Raw genomic sequence first — 18044 nt, 5'->3', positions numbered from 1 at the left:
CGGTATTGCATGAATGCTTCGAAAGCGCAAAGCATGTCACAGCCCGTCTCATCGCCCGATCTGTCGCAGATCTATTCGCCCGCCGTGCTGACCGCGGCGGCGGACATCCCCCACCTTGGCCGCCTGACCGCCCCCATGGCCAGCGCGCAACTGCGCGCGCCAGTCTGCGGGTCGCAGATCGCCGTCACGGTGGATGTCACAGATGGGCGCGTCACCGCCTTTGCGCAAGAGGTGAAGGCCTGCGCCCTTGGGCAAGCCGCTGCAAGCCTGTTTGGCGACATTGTCATCGGGCTGACACCGACCGAGGTCGCCGCGCTTCGCGGCCAAATGGCCGCCATGCTGCGCGATGGCGCGGCAGCACCCACCCCCGCGTTTGAAATTTTGCGCGCCGCAGCCAGCCTGCCCGAGCGCCATGGCGCGATGCTGCTGGTCTTTGATGCGACCCTTGCGGCCTTGGCGCAGATCACCCCGAAGGCATAAAAAAAACCGCCACCCTTTCGGGCAGCGGCAGGTGATCCGGTTGGGACAGATGGGCCTGATCCGGCAGGATCAGTGTTTCGCTGCAGCACAGAACGCAGCCGAAACAAGACCGGATGAATTGAACAAAACTAGAACATGTTAGGCAAATAAAGGCTGCCCACAAGAATGACGATAATGCTGACGACACCCAGCGCATCAGCCACAAAGGCGCGCGGGGATTGCATGAAAACGGTTTTGATTTGCTGGGCCATGGGTGTCCTCCTTGATCTGATGCACTTTGTTTCTAGTTTGTTCTCATATCGCTACCGCTAAGTAAAGAACAAATTAAGAACAGCAGGAACAAAAAAAGGGAACGCCCCTTAACCTACGGAAATCAGACGGAAAGAAATCTCCTGCTCCATCAGCCACAGCAGCGTGCGGGCGGCGCGCCCGCGGGGGCTGGTCAGGTCGGGGTCACTGTGCAGCAGCGCGCGCGCGTCGCTTTGGGCGATTTGCATCAGCCCTGCCTGACGTTCCAGATCCGCGATTCGAAAGCGCGGCAGGCCGGATTGCGCCGTGCCGATCACGTCGCCCGCGCCGCGAATGGCTAGGTCTTCCTCGGCGATGCGGAAGCCGTCTTCGGTCTCGCGCATGATATCCAGCCGCCGCCGTCCGCTTTCGGTCATCGGAGCCTGGTAAAGTAGCAGACAGGTGGACTTTGCGCTGCCGCGCCCGACGCGCCCGCGCAGCTGGTGCAACTGTGCCAGCCCGAACGCCTCGGCGCGCTCGATCACCATGATCGAGGCGTTGGGCACATTAACCCCGACCTCGATCACCGTCGTCGCCACCAGCAGGCGCGTTCGGCCCGCCTCAAAGTCGGCCATTGCCTTGTCTTTATCGGCCGGGGGCATCTGGCCGTGCACCATGCCGACCGCCCCCTCGCCCAATTGCGCGCGCAGCTGCGCAAAGCGCGCTTCGGTAGCCGTCAGGCCGCTGACCTCGCTTTCCTCGACCAGCGGGCAAACCCAATAGGCCTGCCGCCCCTCGGCCAGCGCACGGCGCATATGGCTTACGACCTCGTCCAGCCGGCGATTGTCGATCAGCACCGTCTGCACTGGCAAGCGGCCTGGTGGCTTTTCATCCAGAACCGACACATCCATGTCGCCGTATTGCGCCAAGGCCAGCGACCGCGGGATCGGCGTCGCGGTCATCACCAAAACATCGGCGACGCCCTTGCCCGACAGTTCCATCCGCTGCGCCACGCCAAAGCGGTGCTGTTCATCGACAATCGCCAGCCGCAAGGCTGCGAAATGCACGTCGGCCTGAAACAACGCGTGGGTGCCGATGATGATGTCAACCTGCCCCGCCGCCAAGTCTTGCAGCAGCGCCTTGCGCGCAGCGCCCTTGTCGCGGCCCGTCAGCAAGGCGATGCGCACCCCCGCAGCCTCGGCCAGCGGCAACAGGCCGTGATAGTGCTGGCGTGCCAGAATTTCGGTCGGGGCCATCAGCGCGGCCTGCCCGCCCGATTCAACCGCCGTCAGCATCGCGCCCAGCGCGACCAAGGTCTTGCCCGACCCCACGTCGCCCTGCAGCAGCCTGTTCATGCGCAAAGGCTGCGCCATGTCGGCGCGGATCTCGCCCAAAGCACGCTGCTGCGCGCCCGTCGGGGCATAGGGCAACGCGGCCAGAACGCGCTTCCATAGCCGCCCGTCACCGCTGACAGCCAGCCCCGCTTGCCGCCGTCGCCGCGCGCGGGCCAAGGCCAGCGTCAACTGGTGGGCGAACAGCTCGTCATAGGCCAAGCGGCGCCGCGCGGGGGCTTGGGGCTGCAAATCGGTCGCGGCTGTTGGGTGGTGGGCTTCGTGCAGCGCAGTGGCCCAATCGGGCCAGGCTTCGCGCTGGATCAAGCCGCTGTCGGCCCATTCCGGCAGGTGCGGCACCAGCCGCAGCCCCGCACGCACCGCCTTGGCCGTCACGCGCTGGCTGATCCCGCCGTGCAATGGGTAGACGGGTTCAAACGCGGGCAGGTCGGCGGCCTCGTCCAGGGCCAGAATGTAATCGGGGTGCACCATCTGCGCGCCCGCATCGAACGCCTCGGTCTTGCCCGATACCACGCGCTGCGCCCCCACCGGCAAGATGCGCTGCAAATAATCGCTGCGCGGGTGAAAGAAGACCAGCGTCAGCGTGTCCGTCCCATCGGTGGTCGTTACGCGATACGGGCGGCCTTTAGCCGCGGGCGTGTGATGCGCCAGCACAGTCACCTGCAAGGTAACGACCATCGGTAGCACCAAGCCGCGTAAGCCGCCGCGCATCTGCCGGTCGATCCCGCCTTGCGGCAGCGTGAACAGCAGATCGCGCACCTTTTCAGTCGCAGGCGCCATGGCGGCGGCTGTTTTCGGGCCGATGCCGTCCAACGTTTCCAGCCCGGCGAATAGCGGCCAAAGCACCTCGGGGCGGCCCGTGGTGCGGGTGTCGCGCGCCTCAGCCATCGCGGCCGATCAGCGCCAGCCACGCCCCTTCGTCCATCGTGCGGATGCCCAATGCGGCGGCCTGCTTGGCCTTGCTGCCCGCCCCCGGCCCCAGCACCACCAGATCGGTCTTGGCGCTGACCGAGCCTGCAACCTTAGCCCCCAGCGCCTCGGCTGTTGCCTTCGCCTCGGCCCGTGTCATCCGTTCCAGTGTGCCGGTGAACACGATCATCAGCCCCGCAACGGGCGTGCCGCCCACAACCGGCGGCGCGGCGTCCTGAATATGCAACTGCTGCGCCAATCGCAGGAAAATCGCCGATTCAACCGGATTTTGGAACGCGGCAATCAGCGATGTGGCCAGCACGGCCCCGACCCCGTCAATCGACAGCAATTCGTCCCACACCGCACCTGCGCCGATTTCCGCGCGCGCCATCGCATCGACCAGCGCGTCCCAACTGCCGAAATGCGTCGCGATTAGCGCCGCGCCGCTTTCGCCCAAATGCCGGATGCCGAGGGCAAACAGCACACGCTGAAACGGAATTTCGCGCTTCGCCTCGATCGCTTGGAACAGCTTGGTCGCGCTGCGCTCGCCGAAACCATCGCGATTTTTCAGCTTGCCCAAGTTTGCACTATCGCGTGCGGCCAGCGTGAAAATATCGGCGGGCTCGCGAATGGGCAGGTCACGATCGGCAAAGAACATCTCGACCTGCTTGGTGCCCAAACCTTCAATATCGAACGCCGCGCGACTGACGAAGTGCTTAAGTTTTTCAACAACTTGCGCGGGACATGCCAGCCCGCCGGTGCAGCGGTGCACGGCATCGCCGTCCTCGCGCACCACCAAAGACCCGCATTCGGGGCAGTGGTCAGGAAAGACGAAAGGCGCGGAATCTGCCGGACGGCGCGCCAGATCGACGTCGCGCAGCTTCGGGATCACGTCGCCCGCGCGGTACACCTCGACCCAATCGCCGACGCGGAAATCTTTGCCATCGCGGATCGGCAGGCCATCGCGCCCGCGCGCGGCGATATAATCGGCGTTGTGCAACGTGGCCGAGGACACGACGACCCCGCCGACCGTGACAGGCCGCAGCTTGGCCACGGGCGACAGCGCGCCGGTGCGGCCGACCTGAATGTCGATGGCCAGCAGCTCGGTCCAGGCCAGCTCGGCCGGAAACTTATGCGCCAGCGCCCATCGCGGCGTGGTCGAGCGGAAGCCCAGCCGCTCTTGCAGCGCAAGATCGTCGACCTTGTAAACAACCCCGTCAATGTCATAGCCCAGCGTCGCACGTTGGTCGGCGATCCCGTCATAAACGGCAATCATTTCTTCGACATGCAGACAGCGGCGCATCAATGGGTTGGTGCTGAACCCCATCTGCGCCAAGCGTGCAACTGCGCCCGATTGTGTATCCGCCAGCGGTGCGCTCAGCTCGCCCCACGCATAGGCGAAGAAGTGCAACTGGCGGCTGCGCGTCACCTCGGAATCCAATTGCCGTAGCGAGCCTGCAGCCGCGTTACGCGGATTGGCGAACGGCTTGCTGCCGCGCGCTTCCATTCGCGCGTTCAACTGCTGGAAGTCGGCGTCGGACATATAGACCTCGCCGCGCACCTCCAAAACGTCGGGGGCGTCAGCGATGCGGTGGGGGATATCAGCAATCGTGCGCGCATTGGCGGTGACGTTTTCACCCACTTCACCATCGCCGCGCGTCGCCGCTTGCACCAGAACGCCACCCTCGTAGCGCAGCGACAGAGATAGCCCGTCGATCTTGGGTTCGGCAGTGAAGGCCAGCGGGGCCTCGTCCGGCAAATTCAAAAAGCGGCGGATGCGCTTGTCGAATTCGACAATATCCTCGGTCGTGAAGCCGTTTTCCAAGCTTAACATACGCTGGCGGTGCCGCACCTTGGCAAACCCGTCGGCTGGCGCCGCCCCGACCTGCTCGGTGACGCTATCGGCATGTTTCAACGCCGGAAATGCCGACTCTAGTGCGATATTGTGGCGCTTTAGCGCATCATAGGTCGCATCGTCAAAAACAGGGTCGTCATTGCGGTAATATGCATCGTTCGCCGCCTGCAGCAATCGGGCCAAGGCAGCCAAATCGGCTTGCGCCAAGCCAGCCTCCACCCCCTCGACAGGATGCGAAAGCAGTTCCAGCGCTTCTCGCTGGAGCGAGGGATCATTCTGGGTCATGGTCCGTTCCTTTGGCAAAGCAGCGGTTCCGCCCCAGATAATCCGGTGAAACCGCCGCCGTCCAGTGGAACAGCGAAAGTTGACGTCAGGCGCCGATTGCCATGCGCTCGGGGTGGATGGCGCGGGCTTCGGGGTCACGCAACACGTATCCGCGGCCCCAAACGGTTTCGATGTGATTCTCGCCACCCGTTGCCACTGACAGCTTCTTGCGCAACTTGCAGATGAAGACGTCGATAATCTTCAGCTCGGGCTCGTCCATGCCGCCATACAGGTGGTTCAGGAACATTTCTTTGGTCAGCGTGGTGCCCTTGCGCAGGCTCAGCAGTTCCAACATCTGGTATTCTTTACCAGTCAGATGCACCGAAGATCCCTCGACGTCGACTGTCTTGGTATCCAAATTCACGGCAATGCGACCGGTTTGGATCACGGACTGCGCATGCCCCTTGGAACGGCGAATGATGGCGTGGATGCGAGCAACCAGTTCTTCGCGCTGAAACGGCTTTGTCATGTAGTCGTCGGCACCGAAACCAAAACCCTTCAGCTTGTTTTCGGTATCATCAGCGCCCGACAAAATCAAAATCGGCGTATCGACGCGGGCAAGGCGCAATTGGCGCAAAACATCGTGGCCGGTCATATCCGGCAAATTCAGATCCAACAAAATCAGATCGTAATCATATAACTTGGCAAGATCGATCCCCTCCTCGCCCAAATCCGTCGCGTAGACGTTCAGGTTCGCGTGGGTCAGCATCATTTCGATACTGCGGGAAGTCGTCGGATCATCTTCCACAAGAAGGACGCGCATTGAAGTTCTCCACCTGTTCCAATGAGGCGACGCTAGCTTTGAATTGGTTAACCCAGTCTTACTACAACGCGCAAAAAATGAAAATAATACAACCTATGGGTGTCTATATTTTTTGAGTGCCGTAGCGCGCAGCGCTGCAACACCATGACTATCTACAGCATTTTCCCATTCGGCAAGCTCATCGTGCGACAAAGCGTAGCGCTCCATCGCTTGATCGCGCGACAAAAGGCCACCCCTAATGGCATGAATCACCGCAGCCTTGCGCGATGCCACCCAGCGACGTGTATTCGCGGGCGGCAAATCCGATCGCGACATCACTGACCCATCCGGCAAAGTGACGATGCGCGGGCCATCAACCTTATGCAAATACATGCTTTTCCCCAAACAAAAGCCGTTCTGCATCCCTCATCGCGGGTGGCAATTAACGCCAAATGAAACCCGCCCTTGTGGATTCATCGCATTTTCCTATATTTTGTCGCAAAATCTGGGGTGCTTCGCGCCTCGACCATACTCAGGACAAATGCCATGCCCCTTGATCCCGCGCTCAATTCGCTGGGAATTGCAAAGCCCGTCGCGCAAACCCGCGTCGTCGTCGCCATGTCCGGCGGCGTCGATAGCTCTGTCGTTGCGGCACAGCTTAAGCGTGAGGGTTATGATGTCGTGGGCGTGACGCTGCAGCTGTACGACCACGGCGCGGCGCTGGCGAAAAAGGGCGCGTGCTGCGCGGGGCGCGATATTCACGACGCGCGCCGCGTTGCCGAAGAAATGGGCTTTCCCCATTACGTCCTCGACTACGAAAACACCTTCCGCGAGGCGGTGATCGACGAATTCGCCGACAGCTATCTGGCCGGCGCAACGCCCGTGCCCTGCATCCGCTGTAACGAGCGGGTAAAGTTCAAAGATTTGCTGGAAACCGCAAAAGATCTGGATGCCGACTGCATGGCGACCGGCCATTACATCCAACGCAAAATGGGCCTTTATGGGCCCGAGCTGCATTCGGCCGCCGATGCGAACCGCGACCAAAGCTATTTCCTGTTCTCGACCAAGCCCGAACAATTGGCGTTCTTGCGTTTTCCGCTGGGCCATCTGCAATCCAAGGCAGAGACGCGCGCGCTGGCCGCCGAATTCGGCCTCGGCGTTGCGGATAAACCCGACAGCCAAGACATCTGCTTTGTGCCCGACGGCAATTATGCAAAAGTCATCGAAAAGCTGCGCCCCGATGCGGCCCAACCGGGCGACATCGTGGATATGAACGGCACTGTGCTTGGCCAGCATCCGGGGGTGATCCACTACACCGTCGGCCAGCGCCGCGGCCTGGGCGTCGGCGGTTTAGGCGAGCCTGTCTATGTCGTGCGGCTGGACGTCGACAACCGCCGCGTCATCGTTGGCCCGAAATCGGCGCTGGCCACGCGCCGCGTTCCCGTGCGCGAGGTCAACTGGCTGGGCGACGGTCCGTTTATTGACCAGACCGAACGTCAAATCCGCGTCCGCGTCCGCTCCTCCCGCCCGCCGGCCGAAGCAATTCTGCGTCCGCTATCGGCCACCGAGGCCGAAATCGAGCTGCTGAACGCCGAAGAAGGTGTGTCGGTCGGTCAGGCTTGCGTCTTTTACGAAACCGAAAGCAGCCGCGTTTTGGGCGGCGGCTGGATCTGGCGTGGGCGTTAAGCGCGCGCCAGTATCGCCCGTGCAGCGCGAAGGCCCGGGGGTTCGCCACCTTGGCCCAGACGCTGCATGGTCAGCGCCATGGCGTCGCGCTGCGCCTGTGGGTCGGCAAGCACCTGCCCCATCGCAGCGGCAATCGGTTCTGGCTGGCAGGCATCGCCGATAAATTCGGGAATTGTCCGCGTCTCGCTGACCAAATTGACCAGCGTCACAGTATCAATCCGCAACAGTGCCCCAATCAAACGACGGCTGATCCAGCCCATGTCATAGGCGATCACCATCGGCGTCTGGTTGGCTGCCAACTCCAGCGACACCGTGCCTGACGCGGCCAAGGCTAGGTCTGCCGCGCGGAACGCTAACGCCTTCTCATCCGCATCAAAGACCAGATGCGGCTGCACCGGCCAAGCTGCCGCTTTTTCGCGCACCAGATCAACCACAGGTGGCGCAACCGGCAAGACGAAGCGGGCGTCCGGGTGGGTTTTGGCAAACAGCGCCACCGCAGCGCCGAACCGTTCGGACAGCCGCTCGACCTCGCCGCGGCGCGAACCGGGCAAAACCAGCACCATCGGCCCTGCCCCGATTCCCGCGCGATAGGCGGCAGCCTCATCCGCGTCCGCAATCGCGACGGTCGAAATCGGGTGGCCGACAAAATCGCATTCCATGCCGACGGCGGTCATATAGGGCGGCTCGAACGGCAAAAGCGCCAGAACCTGATCGATAACGCGCGCCATTTTCACCGCGCGCTTAGGCCGCCACGCCCAGACCGAGGGCGCCACATAATGCACAGTCCGGATCGCAGGGTCGGCCGCGCGGACGATTTTGGCGACGCGCAAGCAAAAATCGGGGCTGTCGATCGTCAGCAAAATATCGGGCTGAAACGCCAAAGCCGCATCGGCAGCCTCGCGAATGCGGCGCTTCAGGTGGAAGTATTTCGGCAAAACCTCGGCCACGCCCATCACCGACAGATCATTCATCGGGAACAAACTGACCAGGCCTTGCGCCTGCATTTGTGGGCCGCCGACGCCGGCAAAGGTGATATCGGGGCGCAGCTCTCGCAGGCCAGCCATCACCGCGCCGCCCAGCATGTCGCCAGAAACCTCGCCAGCGATGACAAAAACCCGCATCACATCACCCATATGCTAAGGCCCGCGGCTTCCGCTGCCGCCACCGTCGCCGCGTGATCGAGCACCAACACGCCGCCTGCGGCAATCGCAATCGCCGTGATGCCCGCCGCCGCCGCCTCGGCCACGGTCGTGGGGCCGATCACGGGCATATCGACGCGCAAATCCTGCCCCGCCTTGGGCGCTTTGTAGAACACCCCGCCATCGGCCAGACCAGCCAATGAGGTCAGCATGAAATCCGTCCCAAGGCCCGCCTCTACCGCCAGAACCTGCCCGCGGCGCACAACCAGCCCCTGCCCCAGATCGGCAGCCGCCATCGCGTCGTGCACCTGCCGCGCGCGCGTAATATCACGTGCGTCGGGTGCGGTCTGCGCTGCGCCCAAGACGCCCGCAGCGGGCAGCAGCGCGGGCGCAACCTCGTGCGCGCCGCGCACCTGAAAACCGGCATCCTCGAACACCGCGACCACGGCCCGCAGCAGCGCGTCGTCGCCCTGCATCACTTGTGGGATCAGCTTGGCCAAAATCGGGGCGCTGGGCGCGTCAATCGCGCTGCGGTCGAACACGGGGCGCTGGATCGCGCCGGCGAAACACACCGTAGTCACACCGGCGACACGCAAGTCTTGCAGTAGCGTCCCGATCTGTTCGATCCGAAAGGTGTGGCGCGGCAAATCAGCCATCCCAGCAAAGGGAAAACCGGCCACTTCGCACAGCATGAAAGGCTGCCCCGCGTCATGCAGCGCCGCGCCCAATGCCGGCGGCAACGCGCCGGTGCCGCCGATCAACGCAATCATGGCGCGGGCGTCAGAAATTGGCGATCGCTGTCGCCCATGATGAAGGCAACCATCTGCTGCACATAGGCGCTGTCGCTGCTTTCGCCGATGGCGCGGGCGCGGTCGTGGAACGATCCGTCGCCGTGGCGCAGCGCCTCGAACGCGTGACGCAGGGCGTGAATATCTTCGCGCGCGGTGCCGCGACGCTTCAGCCCCACAAGGTTAAGACCCTCGAGCTGCGCGCGTTGGCCAGCAACCAGACCGTGGGGGATCACGTCATGCGCCACCATCGACAGCGCGCCGATGATCGCGCCCTGCCCGATCCGCACCCACTGGTGAATACCGCTGAGGCCGCCGATGATCACATCATCCTCGACATGGCAGTGCCCCGCAACCGCCGACTGGTTCACAACAACCACGCGGTCGCCGATGATGCAGTCGTGCGCGATGTGACAGCCAGCCATGAACAGGCCGTCGTCACCCACGCGCGTCACGCCGTGGCCGCCTGCCGTGCCGGTGTTCATGGTAACATGTTCGCGGATGCGGTTACGCGCGCCAATCCGCAGGCTGGTCTTCTCGCCCGCAAATTTCAGATCTTGCGGGATCGCGCCCAGAACCGCGAACGGGAACACGACTGTATCAGCGCCGATATGCGTGTCGCCCGCCACAACGACGTGGCTTTGCAGATGCACACCCTCGGCCAAGACAACTTCGGGCCCGACATGGCAAAAGGGGCCGATCTTGCAACCTGCGCCGATAACGGCGCCGTCTTCGATGATGGCAGAGGGATGAATATCAGTCATATCAAGCTGTTCGCTGTTCAGTCATCGCGGTAAATTCACATTCGCAGGCCAGTTCGCCATCAACCGTCGCCTCGCCACGGAAGCGCCAGACCTTGGCACCGGGCTTGCCGCGCAGCGTCGTCACCTTCATCCGCAGCTGATCGCCCGGAATGACTTTGCGGCGGAATTTGCACGCATCGATGCCCATGAAATAAACCATGATGCTGTTATCGGTCAGCCCCAAAGCCGCACCGACCATGACAGTCGCCGTCTGCGCCATCGCCTCGACAATCGTCACACCGGGCATGATCGGCATGCCGGGGAAATGCCCCTGAAAATGCGGCTCGTTCATCGAGACGTTCTTGATGCCAACAGCCGATGTCGTCCCGTCGATATCGATCACGCGGTCGACCAGCAGAAACGGATAGCGGTGGGGCAAGATCGACTGGATAACTTGAATATCAGCGCTCAGCAAAGGCTGGCTTTCAGTGCCGGCCTCGGGTGTGGGCAGCGTAGCGGTATCGCTCATGGTGTGGCTCCGAACCGGAAAGTTTCAACCTGACTAGCAATTCCGGACCATGCAGGCAAGACAACTGCCCGCCCGCGGCCCTGTGCCCTTACGGCGCGGGCGACGCCGCTTGCGTGTTGGCGTAGGTTTCATCAATCCGCGTCAACGCCTCGGTTGTGATGTCGATTACGCCCGCAGACAAGAACACGCTGCGGCGATCCAGAATGACGGCGGCACCCGCCTCGGCCATCAGGTCGGCCAAATCCTGCGTGATGGTGGACATGAATGTCTCGCGCCCCGACGACAGAACCTCTAGCAGGTCTTGCTGCTTGGTGTCTTGCGCGGCGCGGATCGATTGCACTTTTTGGTCAAACGCATCGGCGGCGGCGCGAAAATCGGCGGGGGTCATCGTGGCGCGCGCGCGCGTCAGGCTCTGCTCCTCGGCGGTCAGATCGGCTTCGATCTGGCGGTTCTCGTTCGCCAACGCCTCAGACCTGCGGCGGTATTCCTCGTCCACGCCGCGCCCGAATTGGGATTCGGCATATAGACGTTCGACATCAATCGTCAGAATGGGGCTGCGCAGCGCGGGCGCAGCAGGATCGCCCGCCTCTTGCGCAAGCACGGGGGCCGTAGCCGCCATGCTTGCCAAAAGTGCCAGAACGATCCCCCAAACGCGCGCCCGCATCACATCACCCCTGCCGCCCGATCAGAAGCTGGTCGAGACGGTCAGCTCGAAGTTGCGAGTGTTGTCGTAATCCTCGACCATCAGCGGCTTCGAGAAGTTGAAGCGCAGCGGGCCCAGCGGCGTATCCCAGAACAGCGAGACACCGGCAACGGCGCGCGCGATGAAGTCGTCTGACAGAATATCGACGCCTGCAACCTGTTTGCCCACATCCCACAGCGAGCCGTAGTCGATGAATGTGCCGCCCTTGATGCCATATTCCTCGGGCAGGCCCAGCGGGAATTCGGTCTCCAGCCGCAACACGGCATAGGCGTTGCCGCCCAAAGCGTCGCCGACAATGTCGCCATTCGCATTCAATGTGCCATCGCGCGGCCCGATACCACCCGCAGCAAAGCCGCGCATCACACGGCTACCCATGAAGTAGCGGTCGGTCAGGCGGCTCGCACCGTCGGTGTAGTGCAGATAGCCTCCCTCCAACGTCGCGCGCAGGATCAGGTCGCCGCCCCAAACCGCCGTTTGCGCCGTAGCCAGCGCCGAGGTGCGGATGAACGTGTTGTCGCCGAAACCGAAGTCTTGGCTGAAACGGAAGCCGAAGGACGTATCTTCCTCGACCCCGTTGCGACGCGAATCCCACGTGTAGGTGTAGCCGACCGAATTGGTCCAACGCTCACCCTCGGCAGCTTCGTCCTTGATCAGCTTGCTGGCGGTAGGGTAGACATCGATAATGTCGCCATAAGTCAGGCCGTAGTTCAGCGTCAGGCGCCCGCGTTCGCTGACAGGGAATTGCAGCGAGGGGCTCAGGCGGCCCATGTTGGTGTCGTAAAGCGCATAATCGCTGTTTGTGCGGCGGTAGCTGAAATCGAACGCGCCGCGCAGGTCACGGCCCATCAGTGCCGGTTCCGCGAACGAGAAGGACAGCACGCGGTTCGTCTCGCCAGTCGAGAGGGTCAGCCCCAGATTCTGGCCGCGCCCAAGGAAGTTCTGCTCTTGATACGAGGCGATCAGCGCCATCCCGTCGTCCGAGCCGAAGTTGACCCCGAACGAGGCGGAACCGGTCGGCTGTTCGACAACATCGACATCAACGACGACGCGGTCATCGGCGGTGCCCGGGCGCACGTTTACCTGCGCATCCGAGAAGAAGCCGAGCGCACGGATACGTGCCGCGCTTTCGCGAATGGCGCGCGGGTTGAAGGGGTCGCCTTCGACCGCGGTGAATTGCGAACGCACGACGCGGTGAAGCGTTGTGGTGTTACCCTCGATATCGATCCGTTCGATGAACAAACGCTCGCCGCGCACCAGCTTGTATTCGACATTCAGGCGCAAGTTGGCGGGGTCGCGCGTGATGACAGGGTCAACCCGCACAAAGTTGAGCCCCAGACGCAGCGCCTGGTTTTCAATGCGCTGCACATCGTTATCGATGTTGGTGGGCGAATAAACATCGCCGCGCGACAGGCGCAGCACGTCTTCAAACGCCTTGGCATCCGCCTCGGGCAGAGCCGAGCTGATGGTCACATTGCCAATACGGTAGCGCGGGCCTTCCTCGACGTTGAAGGTCAGCATATAGGCGTCGCGACCCTGCGTCAGGGCAACGTCCACGTTCTGAACGCGGAAATCGGCATAGCCACGCGAGTTGTAGAAGTCGGTCAGCAGGCGGCGGTCGACGTTGATACGCTCGGGCGAATAGGTGTCGCGGCGGATCAGCGCGCGCAGCAAGCCCGCCTCTTTCGTGTCCAGCACGCGGCGCAGGCGGCCGTCCGAATAGGCACTGTTGCCCACGAACGAAATACGCTCGATTTCTGTCACGGCGCTTTCGGCGATTTCGAACACCAGATCGACGCGGTTGTCCGACCGGTTAATCAGCACGGGGTTCACGGTGGCGTTGATGCGCCCCTCGTTCCCGTAGGCCATCACGATACGCGAGGCGTCATCGGCCGCTTGGGCGGGGTTGAACACGCGCCGCGCGGTCGAGTTGATCAGACCGGCCAACTGCTCGTCCGAGATCCGTTCGTTCCCCTCGAAGTTGATGCGGTTGATCGTGGGGTATTCCTGCACGCGCACGACCAGCGTGCCGCCTTGCAGATCCGCGTCGACGTTTTCAAACAGGCCGCTGGTGCGCAGCTTCTGAATGGCGTCGTTCACGTCGGCAGCCGAAACGGCCTGCCCGCGCGCCAAGCCCAGCTGCGTCACGATCGTACCGGTTTCGATACGCTGGTTACCCTGCACCGTGATCGCGTTGACCACAAAGGATTGCTGCCCGACGGCGGGAATCGCCTGCAGCGCTGTAACCAGCGCCACCAACGCGACATTTCGCCTGAAATTAACCTTTACACGCGACACGCTGCGTCCCTCCTTCGGCCTTCGGCGGCGCTGTCACCGCAATGGTCTGCATTGGCGTAACCGCTTGCACGGCGCTTGTCAAAATGGTGATTCATCCGAAGCCGAATGATTTTGGCGACATACGCTGTTTTGGCAATCATTCGCCACTTCACCAGCTGGCCAACCGCCCGATATCCAGGCTGAGGGCAAAGGCCATCAACATCAGCACCAGAACCAGCCCGCCCAGCATCATGGCCCACGCCACTTTGTCAGGCACACGGCGGCGGGTGATCGCCTCGTAAATGTAAAAGACCAGATGCCCACCATCCAGCATGGGAATAGGCAGCAGGTTCAGCAACCCGATCGAGGCCGACAGCAGCGCGATCCAGCCGATGTAGTCGCGCAGGCCCTGCTCGACGACCATGCCGGTCGACTGGGCCATGCCGACCATACCTTGCAGGTTGTCAGCGGCCGAGATTTTGCCTGTGATCATGCTGCCGATAGCCTCGAACGTGCGGGTGACGACATACCACAGCATGTCCGCCGCGCTGGCAAAGGCCTGCCCGACCCCCAACGGTTCGGTCTTGAACCCGAACGGCAGCGCCGAGCTAAACCCGACCTTCCAATCCCTCAGATATCCGCCCTCGGGCTGGGGCAGATCGATCATCCTGGGCACCAGCGTGCGGTCAAACGTCGTGCCGTCGCGCCAGACAGTGAATGTCAACGACGCCCCCTGCGAGGCCGTAACCGCCGAAATCACCTGCGAAATCGCAGCCACCGGTGCGCCATCGACCGCCGTGATCACATCGCCGATCTGCAAGCCCGCTTGGTGCGCGGCAAGGTTCGGCACCAGCGACCCGACCAAAGGCAGCATGGGGTATGGGCCGACGACATCCATCTGCACGCCGTCGCGGCGCACGGTATAAGGCAGCGGGTTTTGTACCGGCACGTCGGCAAAGCTTGCCCCATCGCCAAAGGGCACACCGCCGATGGCCAAAACCTCGTCATCGGGGGCCAAGGTCACTCCCCAAGTCGCCGGAAGCGGGCGCAAATCGGCAACGGTGGGCGGCGCGATCATCTTGCCAGAAAACATGAAGATCGCTGTGTAAATAACTATTGTTAATACAAAATTGAAGACGGGGCCTGCCAGAACAGTGGCCGCGCGCGCCCATAGCGGCGCCGATGTCATTGTGCGGCGCGGGTCGGTGTGCTGCGCCCCGTCACCCCCGACCGAGGCTGCGTTCGCATCCCCCAGAAAGCGGACATACCCACCCAGCGGCAGCGCGGCGACCTGCCAGCGCGTGCCATGCTTGTCGACGCGCGACCACAGCACCGGCCCAAACCCCAGCGAGAACACCTCGGCATGGATGCCGCACCAGCGCCCCACAATATAATGGCCGTATTCATGAATGCCGACGATGATCGTCAGCGCCAACAAGAACCCCAAAACCGTCAACGGAAGGTTGCCGAACTGCGGCAGAATCTGACTGAAGTCCAAGGCCTGTTCCTTTGTGTCTTACATCGCGGCGACGCGGGCGCGGGCCTCGGCATCGGCGGCCAATACACCGTCCAACGTGATTGCCCCGCCCCGCAGGCTACCTGCCGCATCCATCTGCGTCAGCACCGCCTCCACCCGTGTCGCCATGTCCAGAAAACCGATGTTGCGCGCCAAAAACAAATCAAGTGCGCGTTCCTTGGCCGCGTTGAACACAGCCCCCGCATAGCCGCCCGTCGCCATGACCTGCCGGGCCAGACGCAGCGCGGGGTAGCGCTGCGCGTCCGCCGCGCGAAATGTCATCTGCCCCATCGCCACCAAATCCAGCCGCTGCACGGGCACATGCTGGCGCGCGGGCCAGTGGAGTGCATAGCCGATCGCGTGGCGCATATCGGGCGGGCCGACATGGGCCATCAACGCCCCGTCGGTGAAACCCACCAGCGCGTGGATCAGGCTTTCGGGGTGAATGACAACCTCGATCTGTTCGGGCGCAACGCCGAAAAACTCGCGCGCTTCGATCATCTCGAGCGCCTTGTTGAACATCGACGCCGAGTCGACCGTAATCCGCTGGCCCATTGCCCAGTTGGGGTGGGTCGCGGCTTGCTCGGGCGTGGCGGCGGCCATCTGTTCCAGCGTCGCGTCGCGAAACGCGCCGCCCGATGCGGTGATGACAACCCGCTCGACCGTGTCGATGTCCTCGCCGGTCAGGGCCTGAAAAACCGCGCTATGTTCGCTATCGACCGGCAAAATTACAGCGCCTGCATCTGCCGCTTCGGCCATGACCAGCGGGCCAGCGGCGACCAGTGTTTCCTTGTTCGCCAAAGCCAAAGTCGCGCCCTGACGGATGGCGTGCAAGCCCGGCATCAGGCCCGCCACGCCCACTATCGCCGACATCACCCAATCGGTGGGGCGCGTCGCAGCCTCGGCAATGGCGCCCGCGCCGGCCGCGACCTCGATTCCGCTGCCCGATAGCGCGTCGCGCAGCGCGGGCAGCATCGCCGCTTCACTCGTGACTGCCAGCTTTGCGTTAAAGCGGCGCGCGTCTTGCGCCAGTTGAGTGATGTTCTGCGCGCCTGTCAGCACCTCGACCGCGTAAGCGTCGGGGTTGCGGCCGATCAGATCGAGCGTGCTTTGCCCGATCGAACCCGTCGCGCCGAAAATAGATACCTTGCGCAAAACCTACCCCTGCACCAGCGTCAGACCCAACCGCAGCAACAGATACAGCGAAACGACAGCAACCATGCCGTCAATCCGGTCCAGCACGCCGCCGTGGCCGGGGATCAGGTCGGAGCTATCTTTGACGCCCGTACGCCGCTTCATCGCGCTTTCGGCGATGTCGCCAAACTGCGCGGCAATCGCCAGCAGCACGCCAATCGGCACGGCCGCCCAGCCCAGCCAAGGTGAAAAGATCGCGCCCACAACCGCAGCGCCAACCCAACCGCCCAGCGTGCCGGACCATGTTTTGCTGGGGCTGACCTGAGGCCAGAACTTCGCGCCGCCCAGCAACCGCCCGCAGAAATACCCCAAACTGTCGGATGCGACGACGATCGTGATCAGGAACAACAGCTCGACAATGCCGTCGGCCCGCAGGGCGACGATCCCCCACGCGACGAAAACGATCAGCGTCGTGTAGATCGCAATGACCCACCGTGACAAACCACCCTCAACATGACGGGCCGCCAGCGCGGCCAGTACGCCTGGTGCGACGATGGCCAACAATTCCTCGACCGGGCGCAGGTGGCCGAACGACCACCCCAGCGCTGCGACCAGCAGCCCCGTACCAATCGCCAACCGCCAGCCGATATTGTCGCGGCCGGGCTGGGCCATCTGCCACAGTTCCCAAAACGCAACGCCAGCCATTACAGCCACGGCCAACAGCAGCAGCGGGCCGCCAAACCAGATGGCCACTGCACCCGCCACGACCATGATGGCCGCCGACAAGATGCGCTGGCGCAGGTCATTCCATTGGCCCGATGGCTTTCCGGGCGGTTTTGCAGGCGGGCGCAGCGCCATGTCAGCCCCCTACCCGCATCACGCTTTTGTCCCGCCGAAACGACGGTCGCGGCTGGCGAAACGTCCGATCACCCGCGCGAATTCCTCGGGCGTGAAATCGGGCCACAGCGTGTCAATAAACTCGTATTCGGCATAGGCCGACTGCCACAGCAGGAAGTTCGAAATCCGTGCCTCGCCGCTGGTGCGGATGACCAGATCAGGGTCGGGCAACACATGCGTATCAAGGAAGCTGGCCAAGGTCTCGGCGGTGACATCCTCGGCCTTCAGGCGACCGGCGGCGACGTCAACGGCCATACGGCGCACAGCGCGGGTCACCTCGTCACGGCCACCATAGTTGATGGCGATGGTCAGGTGGACGGTATCATTGCCACAGGTCAGCGTTTCCAGATCGTTCATCAGCCGCACAAGCGCAGGCTCCAGCCGGATACGGTCGCCGATGAAACGCACACGGACGCCAGCTTTATGAAGGGCTTGCGCCTCTTTCATAATGTAACGCTTGAACATGGTCATCAGGCCGGCGACCTCGGTCTGGGTCCGTTTCCAGTTCTCGGTCGAGAAGGCGAAAATGGTCAGATACTTGATGCCGATTTGCGGGCAGGCCTGCACGATATCGCGCACGCGCTTGGCCCCCGCCCGATGGCCGAACAAGCGCGGACGCCCGCGCAGCTTGGCCCACCGGCCATTACCGTCCATAATAATGGCAACGTGCTGCGGCACAACCGCAGCACCGCCCGCAATCGAGGCCCTGACCGTCGCCATTTCATCGCGCGCCATCACTGGCCCC

Annotated in this window: 17 protein-coding genes; 2 read left to right on the top strand and 15 right to left on the bottom strand. The window is 62.9% G+C overall.

Annotated elements, in window-relative coordinates:
• The first annotated feature begins 33 nt into the window (after positions 1–33).
• The gene (locus BVG79_RS05035; protein WP_236951426.1) at positions 34–480 is read left to right on the top strand and encodes an iron-sulfur cluster assembly scaffold protein; all 447 of its coding nucleotides are present in this window, start codon (positions 34–36) and stop codon (positions 478–480) included.
• A gap of 128 nt (positions 481–608) precedes the next feature.
• Here the strand turns inward: BVG79_RS05035 and BVG79_RS13830 are convergent, their stop codons facing one another.
• The 5 genes from BVG79_RS13830 to sciP form a co-directional block, all read right to left on the bottom strand.
• Positions 609–731, bottom strand: coding sequence for a hypothetical protein (locus BVG79_RS13830; RefSeq protein WP_257789410.1), 123 nt, complete (start codon positions 729–731; stop codon positions 609–611).
• 108 nt (positions 732–839) lie between these two features.
• On the bottom strand, positions 840–2948 hold the full coding sequence (recG, locus tag BVG79_RS05030; protein WP_085785923.1) for an ATP-dependent DNA helicase RecG: 2109 nt from the start codon (positions 2946–2948) through the stop codon (positions 840–842).
• Complete coding sequence (ligA, locus tag BVG79_RS05025; protein ID WP_085785922.1) at positions 2941–5109, bottom strand: NAD-dependent DNA ligase LigA; 2169 nt, start codon at positions 5107–5109, stop codon at positions 2941–2943. Before ligA ends, recG begins: the two co-directional genes overlap by 8 nt.
• Positions 5110–5194: 85 nt before the next feature.
• Positions 5195–5911 (bottom strand): response regulator transcription factor CtrA, encoded by a 717-nt coding sequence (ctrA, locus tag BVG79_RS05020; protein ID WP_085785921.1) that lies wholly within the window; start codon positions 5909–5911, stop codon positions 5195–5197.
• A gap of 93 nt (positions 5912–6004) precedes the next feature.
• Entirely contained in the window at positions 6005–6283 is a 279-nt protein-coding gene (gene sciP / locus BVG79_RS05015) for a CtrA inhibitor SciP (protein WP_085787257.1), read from the bottom strand.
• Between the two features lie 153 nt (positions 6284–6436).
• Here sciP and mnmA point away from each other — a divergent pair, with 153 nt between their 5' ends.
• Positions 6437–7576: a tRNA 2-thiouridine(34) synthase MnmA gene (gene mnmA, locus BVG79_RS05010; RefSeq protein WP_085785920.1), complete on the top strand. Its 1140-nt coding sequence runs from the start codon at positions 6437–6439 to the stop codon at positions 7574–7576.
• On the opposite strand, the gene lpxB is transcribed toward mnmA, so the two are convergent.
• The 10 genes from lpxB to uppS all read right to left on the bottom strand — a co-directional run bounded on the left by lpxB (position 7573) and on the right by uppS (position 18034).
• Positions 7573–8697: a lipid-A-disaccharide synthase gene (gene lpxB, locus BVG79_RS05005; RefSeq protein WP_085785919.1), complete on the bottom strand. Its 1125-nt coding sequence runs from the start codon at positions 8695–8697 to the stop codon at positions 7573–7575. The two genes, mnmA and lpxB, sit on opposite strands and share 4 nt — an antisense overlap.
• Complete coding sequence (locus BVG79_RS05000; RefSeq protein ID WP_085785918.1) at positions 8697–9485, bottom strand: LpxI family protein; 789 nt, start codon at positions 9483–9485, stop codon at positions 8697–8699. The genes lpxB and BVG79_RS05000 overlap by 1 nt, the downstream gene beginning before the upstream one ends.
• Complete coding sequence (lpxA, locus tag BVG79_RS04995) at positions 9482–10267, bottom strand: acyl-ACP--UDP-N-acetylglucosamine O-acyltransferase (protein ID WP_085785917.1); 786 nt, start codon at positions 10265–10267, stop codon at positions 9482–9484. Before lpxA ends, BVG79_RS05000 begins: the two co-directional genes overlap by 4 nt.
• A gap of 1 nt (position 10268) precedes the next feature.
• Positions 10269–10775 (bottom strand): 3-hydroxyacyl-ACP dehydratase FabZ, encoded by a 507-nt coding sequence (fabZ, locus tag BVG79_RS04990; RefSeq protein WP_085785916.1) that lies wholly within the window; start codon positions 10773–10775, stop codon positions 10269–10271.
• Positions 10776–10863: 88 nt separating this feature from the next.
• Positions 10864–11439, bottom strand: a complete 576-nt coding sequence (locus tag BVG79_RS04985) for an OmpH/Skp family outer membrane protein (protein ID WP_085785915.1) — start codon at positions 11437–11439, stop codon at positions 10864–10866.
• A gap of 21 nt (positions 11440–11460) precedes the next feature.
• Positions 11461–13773, bottom strand: a complete 2313-nt coding sequence (bamA, locus tag BVG79_RS04980) for an outer membrane protein assembly factor BamA (protein ID WP_085785914.1) — start codon at positions 13771–13773, stop codon at positions 11461–11463.
• Positions 13774–13921: 148 nt separating this feature from the next.
• The gene (gene rseP / locus BVG79_RS04975) at positions 13922–15250 is read right to left on the bottom strand and encodes an RIP metalloprotease RseP (protein ID WP_085785913.1); all 1329 of its coding nucleotides are present in this window, start codon (positions 15248–15250) and stop codon (positions 13922–13924) included.
• An 18-nt stretch (positions 15251–15268) separates the two neighbouring features.
• Positions 15269–16423, bottom strand: coding sequence for a 1-deoxy-D-xylulose-5-phosphate reductoisomerase (dxr, locus tag BVG79_RS04970; RefSeq protein ID WP_085785912.1), 1155 nt, complete (start codon positions 16421–16423; stop codon positions 15269–15271).
• A 3-nt stretch (positions 16424–16426) separates the two neighbouring features.
• The gene (locus BVG79_RS04965; protein ID WP_085785911.1) at positions 16427–17260 is read right to left on the bottom strand and encodes a phosphatidate cytidylyltransferase; all 834 of its coding nucleotides are present in this window, start codon (positions 17258–17260) and stop codon (positions 16427–16429) included.
• 18 nt (positions 17261–17278) lie between these two features.
• The gene (uppS, locus tag BVG79_RS04960; RefSeq protein ID WP_085785910.1) at positions 17279–18034 is read right to left on the bottom strand and encodes a polyprenyl diphosphate synthase; all 756 of its coding nucleotides are present in this window, start codon (positions 18032–18034) and stop codon (positions 17279–17281) included.
• Between the last annotated feature and the right edge of the window lie 10 nt (positions 18035–18044).

Origin of the sequence: Ketogulonicigenium robustum (assembly GCF_002117445.1) — a bacterium.
GTDB classification, from domain to species: Bacteria; Pseudomonadota; Alphaproteobacteria; order Rhodobacterales; family Rhodobacteraceae; genus Ketogulonicigenium; species Ketogulonicigenium robustum.
This window is presented reverse-complemented; position numbering and strand designations above follow the sequence as displayed.